The 11,637-nt window shown below is 33.2% G+C and carries 8 protein-coding genes; all 8 read right to left on the bottom strand.

The window, feature by feature from the left end:
• Nucleotides 1–2,099: CD3337/EF1877 family mobilome membrane protein (locus ACQKNR_RS24790; protein WP_427321519.1), on the bottom strand; the 2,099-nt coding region annotated here is incomplete at its 3' end.
• 31 nt (nucleotides 2,100–2,130) lie between these two features.
• Complete coding sequence (locus ACQKNR_RS24785; protein WP_427321517.1) at nucleotides 2,131–2,613, bottom strand: hypothetical protein; 483 nt, start codon at nucleotides 2,611–2,613, stop codon at nucleotides 2,131–2,133.
• A 1-nt stretch (nucleotide 2,614) separates the two neighbouring features.
• Entirely contained in the window at nucleotides 2,615–5,155 is a 2,541-nt protein-coding gene (locus ACQKNR_RS24780; protein ID WP_427321515.1) for an ATP-binding protein, read from the bottom strand.
• Nucleotides 5,156–5,214: 59 nt separating this feature from the next.
• Nucleotides 5,215–5,619, bottom strand: a complete 405-nt coding sequence (locus tag ACQKNR_RS24775) for a TcpE family conjugal transfer membrane protein (RefSeq protein ID WP_427321513.1) — start codon at nucleotides 5,617–5,619, stop codon at nucleotides 5,215–5,217.
• A 41-nt stretch (nucleotides 5,620–5,660) separates the two neighbouring features.
• Nucleotides 5,661–5,951, bottom strand: a complete 291-nt coding sequence (locus ACQKNR_RS24770; RefSeq protein ID WP_427321512.1) for a hypothetical protein — start codon at nucleotides 5,949–5,951, stop codon at nucleotides 5,661–5,663.
• A 2-nt stretch (nucleotides 5,952–5,953) separates the two neighbouring features.
• A complete protein-coding gene (locus ACQKNR_RS24765) occupies nucleotides 5,954–7,063 on the bottom strand; it encodes a conjugal transfer protein (protein ID WP_427321510.1) in 1,110 nt (369 codons plus the stop codon).
• Between the two features lie 217 nt (nucleotides 7,064–7,280).
• Complete coding sequence (locus ACQKNR_RS24760) at nucleotides 7,281–7,841, bottom strand: PRK06770 family protein (RefSeq protein WP_427321508.1); 561 nt, start codon at nucleotides 7,839–7,841, stop codon at nucleotides 7,281–7,283.
• A gap of 1,047 nt (nucleotides 7,842–8,888) precedes the next feature.
• Entirely contained in the window at nucleotides 8,889–10,598 is a 1,710-nt protein-coding gene (locus ACQKNR_RS24755) for a hypothetical protein (RefSeq protein WP_427321506.1), read from the bottom strand.
• Between the last annotated feature and the right edge of the window lie 1,039 nt (nucleotides 10,599–11,637).

The raw sequence follows: 11,637 nt of genomic DNA, 5'->3' as shown, positions 1-11,637 counted from the left end.
TGTATTGGTGTTGTTCCTGATTGTGGTGTTGTAATTGGCTTGCTCTCAGTCGGATTCGATTGTATTGGTGTTGTTCCTGATTGTGGTGTTGTAATTGGCTTGTTCTCAGTCGGATTCGATTGTATTGGTGTTGTTCCTGATTGTGGTGTTGTAATTGGTTTACCATCCACTGATTTTGTTTGACCCGTTGGTGTTTTAATTGCTACTGGTTTTGCTACTGGTTTTGCTTCCGCCTTCACATCTTCCTGCTTATTCTCAAGACCATCATTATTTTGATTTGCAACTGGTCTAATTTGAGCTTTTACATCTTCTTTATTACTTAGTTCCTCATTTGATTGTGCTACTGGTTTAACATCCGCTTTTACATCTTCTTCTTTATCTTTTAATTCTGCTTGTTGTATTTCTGGGTTATTATCTTGATGTTTCCCTCGTACTGCTAATTCCGGATTTTCTTTAGTAGCTGCTACTTCTTCCTTACCCCTTTCTTGCTCTTGATTTCCTTTTCTATCGCGAACACCTAAGTTTTCTTCATTTTTCATTTGATTAATATTTTTTTCTTTTTCTGCTTGCATTTGTTCTTTTTCCTTGCGTTTACCTTCTGCTACCTTTTCTTTTCTATCCGCATAGTTTTCTTTAAGCTGCTTAAACTTACTATAGCCTGATTTCCCCATTTTCCCAGCCACCGCAACACCTGTAGCACCTGCGGCACCAGCTACTGCCACACTTCTTCCAACAGCCCTAGATCCTCGTCTAACATCCCGATATTTTTCTCTAATATTACTCATAGCATCTGATGCGCGTGCTGCTCCTGCACTTGCTGGTACTGTAGTAATTGCATCGAAAATTGTTTTACGGTATAACCAAACACCTAAGAATGAAAGTATTTGTAGTGCAGCAACAACTAAGTATCCATATTTATCGGTAGCGCTAAACAGAATTGACGATACCCAAAACATTAAAGTTAATAGGAAACCAATTGCAACTTTCATAAGCAATGTTCTAAACAGTTCAGCTAAGAACCTTTTAGCAGTTCCAGTCCATGCAGGTACTAATGCCATTAATAACATTACAGGCGACATTAGCGCTACGATAATAAACATTAATTGATAGAATAATATCGCCATACTGCATAATCCAAGAACAATCCATAAAGGAAGATTAATTGCAAATAGTAATAATACTAATGCACCTCTTTCAAAAGTGGCATCTAAAGACAAAGTGTGGTTTTTCTGAACCTCAACTTCATCCTTTAAAAGATCTTTTCTTTTATCTGAGTCTGTTGTTGTTAACATTTTCTTTATTCTTTCATCACCGATTTTCTTCATATCTGTTGTACCAAACTGTAATAATGTATAAGGTTGTTTTATTAATAGAGTGTGTGTTAAATCAGTAATAGAATCGACACCACTTGAATATCCTCCACTTGTTCCACTAATACTTTGAGTTGAATCAAGAACAGTTTTATTTACTTGCTCAGAGAAAGTGTTTAGTCCTTTGATGATATAACTTGAATTTGCGAAAAAACCTAAAGTAAAAACTAAAATACCTAATGCTTTTAACAATCCTCCTAGCATCTCTGACTGGCGTCGTTGTACAAAGCCTACCCAGATAACCCAGCAAGCTAATAAAGCTAACATGAGCCCAATTAATTCACTATATATTCCATTACCCCAAGAACCATTGAATCCTGCTGCTTTAGATATCACATCACCCAACTTATCTCCAACATCAGCAACTATATTTAAACTCATTGATTGGCCTACCATACTTGTTACGAAACTACTAATTGCAAGGTTTATTGACCATCCAATACTAATTAAAATAAAAATAGTTGCTACAATTTGTTCTTTAATATTGTCTTTCCATTTCCAAAATTTAAGAGATTCTCCAAATCCACCTTCTGGAGTATATACATCAATTCCATAACTACTTGGTGGATATTCCTCATATTTTAATTTTTCTTTATTTTTCGGAATAATGTCATCTATAAGGGAGGGTCTTGGCTCTTTTTCTGCATATACTGGAGCAGCTTTAAAAAGTAAATTAAATGCTAAAAGCAAAGTACAAATTAATAACAATAGGGTAATAAACTTTTTCATTACATGTTACTCCCCCTTTATGGGAAACCTATTAATCTTTTGAACTAAACTCACTTGTCGGTTTAGTATTTGCTACTTCATCAACTTCATTTCGTTCAGGGCCAGAATAACTTCGAACTTTGAATCCATCTTCTGTACGAACTACCCTTACCCATTTCACTGCTTTATCGACGTTTTTAGGGGGCTTCTTTGAAATAAAGTTATACATAATTGTATCCTTATCTACCACATATTCTTTTACTGTGTAGTCTTTGTAAGATAAATTATTTTGAGGACCTTTATTTGGATCTAAAATTTCATTTTTCTCCCCATCAACAACTAATTTACGTATAGTTTTATAATCATGTTGTAAGTCGGCCTTTACAAAATCAAGCATCATTTCTCTTGGAGTGTGCCCCTGTTTATCTTTTTCTTCTCCTACACTTTTTTCACTATTACCACAAGCTGCACTCAGGATAAGAGTACCTACACATAGACTTGTTAACATTATTTTTTTAAATTTAGTTTTTAACATATTAACTCACTCCTATATTTATTTTTTCTCCCCCTTCTTCGACAAAGGTTGCATTAACTTCCTGCTTTTCATCATCGTTTGACTTTCTATAATTCTTTCTTGCATTTGGTCTTGTATCAAATGCGTCGTATAGATCCTTAAACACTACATCCATTGTGACAACGCCCGTTCTTCCCTGAATGTCCTGGAATAAACATTGCCCTGTTTCTAAATTTGTAATAATCGCATGATTCTCTTCGTTATCAGGTAATCCAAAGAAATCTAAAATTGAAGAAATTTCTTTACTGTCTGTATTACGGAATGAGAACTTCATACCGATATTATTCTTAAATGTCTCATCTCCAAGGTCACTTGCGCTTTGAGTAGCAAAGTATACTGCAGAGTTTAAGGCACGACCTTCGCGAACTAGCTTACGAGCCAACTCTCGCCCTTGAGAAGTCCCCATAATTGCCCATGCTTCATCCAATAAAACAATTTTGAATTTAGTAGGGTCCTTTTGAAAGAATTTTCTTGCAAAAGAAGATAAAGACATCAGCATACTAACAGATAAATTTTCTTGTAAGGTATAATCTTTCGGATCTTTTTGAATATCTGGCATGTCAAGGTGCTGAATTTGTATGATATTCACGGCTGTATCAAGTTCAATATCTCTATTTGTTCCATCACCAAAGATTAAGTGTGCAAATGATAAATTCTCAAATGCTTGGATATGAGCGGCTAATTGTTGATCCACTTTATCCTCACTATCTTCAAGGTATTGAGATACAGCAGTTAAGCATGGCTCTTCCATTCCTGCAACAAATTCTACAGCTGAAGCCAAACGCGGGAATTTTTCCGAGTTATCAGGTTTAATACCTGTAATGAACGTAAGAATTGTCATAGCTAACTCAATTGCATCTTTCCGGCTATGTTTATGAATAATAAATGGGTCTAGTTTCCCTTCATCTCGTCTATCAGTCCCTAGTGTAATTACGTTTACCTTACCTTCTAAACCGTGTAAATCTTCTGTCCAGTTTCCCCTCTCACCTTTTGGATCGACTATCAGTGTTTGAGCTCCTCCAAGTACTGCCAGATAAACAATTAGATTCGTTCCAAATGATTTACCCGAACCAGTACTTCCTGTTACTGCAACTGAAAGTGCGCTTGTTTTTTGATTTGTAACAGTATTTGTTGCTGCAAGAGAAGGTGTCATATAAACTGCTTTGTTTAAAATACCAGTTGTTCCAATATAAAATCCGATGTTGTCTCCTAAATCTTGCGTTGCCCCAAACATCCCCGCCGCAAGTACCCCAGGTTCCATGAAGTGAATATAATCATTTACATATCTTCTAGCACCAGGAATATGTTCATTAAACAGGAGGAACTGATCTCCATATGGTCTTACTAGTTCAATCATCATCTCTCTATAAATAGAAATGAGTGAATTTGTATTCCGACGCATTGTATCTAAATCTTCGGCACATATACAGAAAGATACGGATGTTTTTACTAACGGCATACGTGTCTTTTGTATGAGGGCTTGCAATTCAGTAGCTTCCTGAACACCTTCATACACGTTTAATCCAACCGTTTGTGCATTTTCCCTTGCATGCATTTCTTGATCTTCTAAATCCTTTTTCTTCTTATTTAGCTTAGAGAGTGCTTTACGATGATTTATGTTTTCTGTACGGACACTTAATTCAATAGGGAAATCTATGTTTTGAATCATATACATCCACTCTTGGTCTGGAAACTCCATCGTATATGGGATTTTAGATGTAGATAAAAAGCTCATATATGCTGGATATTCTAACCCGTCGGTACCAATTTGGGACATTTCAATATGTCTTCCTTTAACATCAAATTCTGCTTCTGATAATCGTAATAAACTTTCTTGATTTGGTATTATTGCAGAGTCGTCATTTTGTACGGGAGGTGTCCATCCAGCGGTTACTGGCGCCTCTAATGTGCGATAGAAGTTTCTTAATATAATCCATTGCGCTTCATTAGTTTCTAGGGCCCTTACAGCTAAATGTTTTCTTATCTTATTTTTAAAAGCGCTAGCTTCTCTTTTAAACATCTCCAAATCAGTTTTTAGTATTTTGGTATCACCAAGTAGCCCAAACTGTTCTGCAGTGTTTTTAAAGGTGTGAAATGCTGTGTACAACATTTCTTTAAGCCCTTCTTGTATGTGTCTTACCTTTAATTTCACGCCAATAAAATATCGGTACTCTACTGCATTTTTACCAAATTTTCTTTCTAGCTCATGTACAACATCATCTGTATGATCAATTGCTAGTTCTTTTAGTTCACCACTTACTGTATCTTTGAATTCATCTGCTTTTTCTTGGAAGTTCTGATAAACAGGAATCATTAAGAGGTGCTTTTCTTCATCAAAATTCCAAAATAAGCCGAGTTGACGCATGAATAAGGTATTTTTATCATCATCTCCTCGAAATTCATATGGTATTCCGTATGCCTCATAATACGCCCAGCACGAACCATCTTGGTTAAAAATCAAATTATCGTGAAAGTATTTGACTGGAAATTCAACCTGATTCATTTTACCCTCCTTAGAGAAGAATATGAGACTAAAATAATTCTTCCATATAGATTAATTAATTATTTATTATTAATTGAATCATCCTTGAATCGTATCAAGGTTTTATATTGATAGTTTCCAATATTACCAGTTGTATCTTTATAGCGGCTAATCTTCTTACTTTCAAACATAAACACGAAAAATCGAAATAAAAACTTATGTGGGCTTTTTCCATCCAATTCTACATTGCCAAAGAAATATGCTATTCCACCTGGTAATATTAGATATTTTAAAAACACGTTACTTCCTAAAGGTAAAAACTGATCTAGAATAAAAATTAAAAGTAAAGATCCAACAAAGAAGCCCAACTGTCTATAAGGAACTGGGAAAGGGAGAGTTAAGTCCCTTATCCCGTATAAACTCTTAGGAATATCCCATATTGAGTTGTATGTCCTAACTTCTTTACGAGTCGGCTTTTGTGTCATTTCTACCAACCCCTTTAATATTTTCAGAGATTTTTAATTTATCACTTGAATACTAAATTATATAACTTTGTACCCAGATCTTTGAAAATATCTGGTGAGAATACAAAAACAGATAATAGTGCACAAACAATTATCCAGCCAAGTAAACCAGCCATTTGTCTTTTAACTGCAAAAACAATTACTCCAATAAGTGCTACAACTAAAAAGATAGGACCCAATTGTGCTACTAACCAGTTTTTAATATTTACCCCAAAATTAATATTACCTATTACAGCTGTATCTGTAATAACAGGTAATTGGTGAGCGACCATATCTAATCCCAAAAGCTCCATAATTATTTTTCCTCCACTTTCTCTAATGTATTTTCAAATTTCTTCATAGAGCCAATTGAAAACTTGTTATCTTTATTTACTAGATTCAGGTCATATGTGTATGTGTATTCTAAGCTGCTATCATTGTCTTTTAATTTTGCATCAACTAAGACTTTGTAACCTTTATCTTTACCTTCATAAATACGCAAGTTTTCTAACTTGTTAAATGTCATAATGCCTTTAAGTCCGTTTGATATATTGCTCTTTTCAAAGTAATAAGCAATTTCTTCTGGTGTTCCTTCTGTATATACTTTAAAAACAGATTGTAAAAATTGTTCTACTTTTTTCACTTCTGCATCGTTATTAATTTCTCGTCCTTCTGGTTTGAATGTGGCTACTTTGTAAGAAGCCTTTTCTTTCTCTCCATGGACGATTGTAGGATTATTAGGAACGACCATTTTGCCTTTCTCCATTAAAATAGGAATAGAGAAGTATCTTGTAACCTCTTTAGGTTCTTTCGGTGTATCTGGGGCTTGAGTTGTTCCAGGAGCAGGATTATTTACAGGTTCTAGCTTCTGAATAATTTTCAATGTAACTTCTGCTTCATTTCCTTTTTGACGGACCTCTACTGCTTCCGACTTAACTAAAGTACTAGAAGCGTTTTTTAAAGTATCTTTATTTAATCCTCCTTGCTCATCGGATCCTTCAACTAAATATTTTTCTAATCGTTTTTTCCGCGTTTCAACTACATTCATATCAACCTTCCAGTTAAAATAATCAGCGGCAAAGCTATTCGCATATGCAATTAATTCTGCTTCTGACATTTTAATTTTTACGGATTCCTCTTCCTTCTTTTCTTGAACAGCTACAGCTCTAGGAGGACCTGCAAGTTGGATAAATGAAAGGGAGCTTCCTGCAAACACGAATCCCATCACACACCAAAATGTAACCTTACCTATTTTTCTTCCTGTTATAGCTGGAACTTTCTCCCTGGTTTTTCGTTTTTTCTTTTCTTTAAGCGCTTCTGAATTTTCTTGTTGCATATCTAAAATTTCAGTTGTTTTATTCTTTGCTTTTTTAAAGAATGTAAATTTCTTTTTTTCGGCGTTTTTCTGGGATTGCTTTTTTACCATGTCTTCACCTCTCTTTTTAAATGGTTAGGAGATTACAAATTTCATTGTAATTTCCATTAATCAACTAGCTACTTTAAGTATGATTTACTTTTTTCGGAAATCTAAGAGAATATAAAAAAAATTTATATTTTATAAAGTGAATAAAAAATGTAAATCAAAAACTGAAAAGAACATTAAAAAAGCCTCCCTAAAGGGAAGCTTTTTTATAATCTATTATTTATTCGATGTTTGGTAAGTCGCCTGAATCGTATAATTCTTTAGAGGCTTCTTCTCCGAATTTAGTTAAAATATAATGTTGCTCGCCTACTGAATCCATAACTCCTGTGGCTTTTCCAACACTGCCTTCTTGAGAATCCCAGAAGAAGTTGTGTTCTTCTACAATTTTACTAAAGTCTTTGTTTGCCCATCTTTCAGCTGTCGCCAAAAGTTCTTCTTTCTTCTCGAAGTTGCTCTTACTTATAATTGTTTTTAATGTCTCTGCATTCTTCTTAGTCATTGGGATTGATCCCCGTTTTTGTTGTGCCACTACTTTTTGGTGAGTCATTTGGTGCATTGCTTTGATTACTTCTTCTTCACTAGAATTTTCAGTTACATAAATATTAATAAAAACTCCATCTACTTGTTTTCCTACTACTAGTTTTTCTGGTTCATTTATTTCAGCGCTAGCTTCCTCATCCACCGAATTATCTGAGAGATGTAACATGCCAAATGTTAAACCAAATGTAAGTGCAATCAAACCTATGATTGAGCCTAACCAAATTGATATCTTCTTTGCCATTGTATTGCCTCCACTTTGCATTTCGTTTAATACCCCACAAAAGGATATTATACCAAAAATGTATTTTATATGTAATGATGTTAGATTAATATTAAATTTCAAAAGATGATGATCAATGTGAATGAATTAAAAACCAGTTATTCTTTTTTCAAAACGATTAAACTTTTTTATAAACGGTTAATCTTTATTTCAAATCTACAAATACTAAATAAAATGTTTATTACAGTACCTAAAAAAACTAATGCCATTAAGAAATGAAATTAGTTTTACACAGAGTCTATTTTCTATCGTAAGTATTACACAATATAAAAACCTAATATAATATATATCTTTAATATATATAAAGAAAAAAGATAAAACTTTTATACAGAGAAAAAATGGTGTTAAAACATTGCTGTGCTAAGGGTTCATAATTACCTTAGCCGCAAAAAATCATAAAAAGTAAATACTGGGAACGTACTTAATGAGCTGGATGATGATTTAAAACTACAAAATATCGTAAAGTAGATATATAAAAACTACATATAATCATCATTAAGTTGATACAGGTAACTGAATAAATAATAAATGCAAATTTCGATGACTTACGAACAAATTTTCCACATTTCGTAAAAAATTACACACAATTTATTAACAAATTGGTCAAAGTTAGGAACAGAATCCACTTTTTAAACAAAATTAACAGATGTTTTTCTGATTTTAAGTAGATTTAGAGATAGAACATGATAAAAACAGTACTTAAGGCTTTATATTATACACATCAGGTCAAAATTATTAAGATATCAACAGAATGATAAAAAATATTTCTGCTTTTTTGTAGATGAAATGGCATAAAAGGATTGAAAATTCAGATTTAATAACTCGGAAATTGTGAATATCTCATTTTGTTTCACATGCAATGTATGTAATTGCATAAAAAATAGAGAGTCGTGATCATTAAAATTGAAAACTTTCTCTCTGTTTTGTTTGAAGTAATGCATTTCCCATGCTATCTCCAACACGAATAGCCCTCCACTTTTGTTTTTTCAAAAATAGAGAGCTGTATCTTTACATTGCTGGAAGCAGCTGATCAACTGAATGTGGTGTTTCACTTGTTGAACGGTAATATGCTTCTAAGGACTGTAGAAACTGAATTAAATCAAAGTCTTCAGGGACCTCAATTACACGAATCTTTTCCTTCGGCAATTTATCAATTTTTTCAATGAACAGTTCACGAATATCGCTAGGGATTTGATTTCCTTTATGCCCACTAGACTTTAATAGTTCGCGAATTTCAATTTCTAATGCTGTATATGCGTTAATATTTACTCCTTGCTCATAAGCATATTTCCTAAATAGTGATTCCTCTTGATACTGCATGTAATTACGATGGTAAGCATCTATAGTTACAGGTACAGCATATTTCGCATGAAGCAGGTCATGCGCTTTACGGAATAGCTTTTGAACATTACGTAAAGAGTATATAGCAAAATGAGTACCAAATTTAAAAATGGCCTCTTCTTGTTCATGTTTAGGTACATTGTGTGTAATTAAAGGATAAATACCAGTTTTAGCAGCAGTGTCTAATACACGATATTGAGAAGATTGCTTTAATAATTTACTTAGTGTATAAACAAGCTTTTTAGGATACCCTTCTTGTCGATCAATCATTTCTCGTAAGCCACGAACTACTTGGCGAATTTGACGGTGACATGAGTGTTTTAAAACGTTAATGAACTGGTTCATATCCTTTGCAAATTCAGCAATATTCATTTCAACTAACAAGTTTTCTATGAATTTAGCTTTACGCTTATATGTATCTCGTGGTGTAAATGGATCACGGTATTCTGCTCCTTCTTCTTTCGCGCATAAGAAATCAGGATGTACAGATAAATGCAATGTTGTGTATTGCTTTTTATTCTTCTTCCCTTTCTCTAACTTGCAAATTTTAAATAAAGAAGATCCAGTTGCAGAAAGTTTTGTTTCTAATTCCTCTAGTACAGCACGAATCTGATGTGGGTATTTTTTATGTAAGTAACGATACATACCACCAAAATGAGTTGAGTTTCCTTGTTCATCAATTTTAAATAAAGAACGTTTCAGGGTAGTTTCACGTTTCTGCTGCATTGCTACATCCATGAATAGTTTCTTAGCTGCAATGGATAACTCAAAGAATTCTTTGGTAAATACTATCGGGCTGATAAATGTATATGCATTTGCTTTATTCGTTTCCTTATTCATGAAATCAGTTAAGGTAATTTTATATTTACCACTGTACTCATTTTCAATTGTAATGATGTTATGGAAACTTAACTTTTTCAAAGCCACATAAAATTGTGAGTGGTGAATATGTGCAAAGGCTTCTTTATAATTTTTATAATCTTCCCAAAGCATATGGATCGATACATGTGAAAGCTCACCATATGTATTACATTTTTTATGAAGAAATAGAAATACTTCTAAATCAGCATTTGTAATACCATATAGCTTATGTTTTCTACCCTCATTTTTATCAAATACACTTACTTTATCTAAAACTTTTTTCATTTTCAGTGAAAAAGATGGCTTTGCTTGTTCAACAAACCCCTCTTCATCTGCAATTCGTTCTTCATAGGACATTGACTTCACAATGTCTTCTAAATAAGTATCTTTAAAACTGTAATACTTACCTTCCAAAGCTTCTACTAACTTTTGCCATGATTTAATTGTTACAATTACCGGTGTTGTTGTTTCACCATTCAAACTACGTTTGTTCTTTATAACGAAAGGTTTAGCCATCTTTTTCACCTCCTTTTATTTTAAGTTGCAGTTTTTCCCACAATTAGATATAGAATTTCATTTTTGATTATATCAAATCGAATGCTGGTGAAATCTGTCCCTTTAAGAGGAAAAACAAAAAAATGAAACGTGCCTCAATCCCTTGTGCGACAAGGGATTTGACGTTTCATGAAAAAAAGTTTGTTGCCACCATATGTCTATGAAGTTTATTAAATATGAAACGGGTTATAAATTATGCTGAATCTGTATAAAACATTGATTTTATAGGGTTTTTCGCTGTTTTCTTTTTATAGTTGTTGCCACCATATAGCTATAACGTTTCATGTTTTGATTTAATAAAAATATTTTGTGGATATCACATAAACGTTGTTATATAAGGGATTATAGGTACTTTTACTTGAAAAGTTGTTGCCATCATACCGCTATAAGCGTTTCATGTTATTTCAACTTTCCTGCCGTCATATAGCTATAGCGTTTCATGTTTTCAAAACAACTCAAATTATATAGAAAACTGCTGTAACCCTTGGTATATATGGATTGGCTTGAGTCTATATGATGAAAGTTGTTGCCATCATATAGCTATAATGGTTTAATCGAGTTTTCGTTCATATTTTATGAAATGGCTTTATATCAACGTTTATCACTAAATTGCATAGAATAAAATTTTTTTTAGAAGAATGATTGTCAGGGGATTCCCGTTTCATTTTTTAAGAGTTGTTGCCATCATATAGCTATAACGTTTCATAAATTACTAAATTGTTGCCACAATAGAGCTATATAAAATTAAAAATTAGAAGTTGCAGCCATGATAATGCTATGTAATTTCAAGTAAGGAAGTTATAGCCACAATAAGGCTGTATGATTTCAAGTAAGGAAGTTATAGCCATAATAAGGCTGTATGATTTCAAGTAAGGAAGTTATAGCCATAATAAGGCTGTATGATTTCAAGTAGTGAGTTATAGCCACAATAAGGCTGTATGATTTCAAGTAAGGAAGTTATAGCCATAATAAGGCTGTATGATTTCAAGTAAGAAGTTTA

Origin of the sequence: Bacillus sp. NPDC094077 (assembly GCF_050279465.1) — a bacterium.
Lineage (GTDB): Bacteria > Bacillota > Bacilli > Bacillales > Bacillaceae_G > Bacillus_A.
Note: the sequence above shows the minus strand (reverse complement) of the source record. Positions and strands in the feature narration are given on the sequence as shown.

Excerpts from the sequence above, each read along its gene's own strand:
- ACQKNR_RS24765 (WP_427321510.1), bottom strand. The coding sequence starts at position 7,063 with ATGGTAAAAAAGCAATCCCAGAAAAACGCCGAAAAAAAGAAATTTACA.
- ACQKNR_RS24755 (WP_427321506.1), bottom strand. The coding sequence starts at position 10,598 with ATGGCTAAACCTTTCGTTATAAAGAACAAACGTAGTTTGAATGGTGAA.
- ACQKNR_RS24775 (WP_427321513.1), bottom strand. The coding sequence starts at position 5,619 with ATGACACAAAAGCCGACTCGTAAAGAAGTTAGGACATACAACTCAATA.
- ACQKNR_RS24760 (WP_427321508.1), bottom strand. The coding sequence starts at position 7,841 with ATGGCAAAGAAGATATCAATTTGGTTAGGCTCAATCATAGGTTTGATT.
- ACQKNR_RS24770 (WP_427321512.1), bottom strand. The coding sequence starts at position 5,951 with ATGGAGCTTTTGGGATTAGATATGGTCGCTCACCAATTACCTGTTATT.
- ACQKNR_RS24785 (WP_427321517.1), bottom strand. The coding sequence starts at position 2,613 with ATGTTAAAAACTAAATTTAAAAAAATAATGTTAACAAGTCTATGTGTA.
- ACQKNR_RS24780 (WP_427321515.1), bottom strand. The coding sequence starts at position 5,155 with ATGAATCAGGTTGAATTTCCAGTCAAATACTTTCACGATAATTTGATT.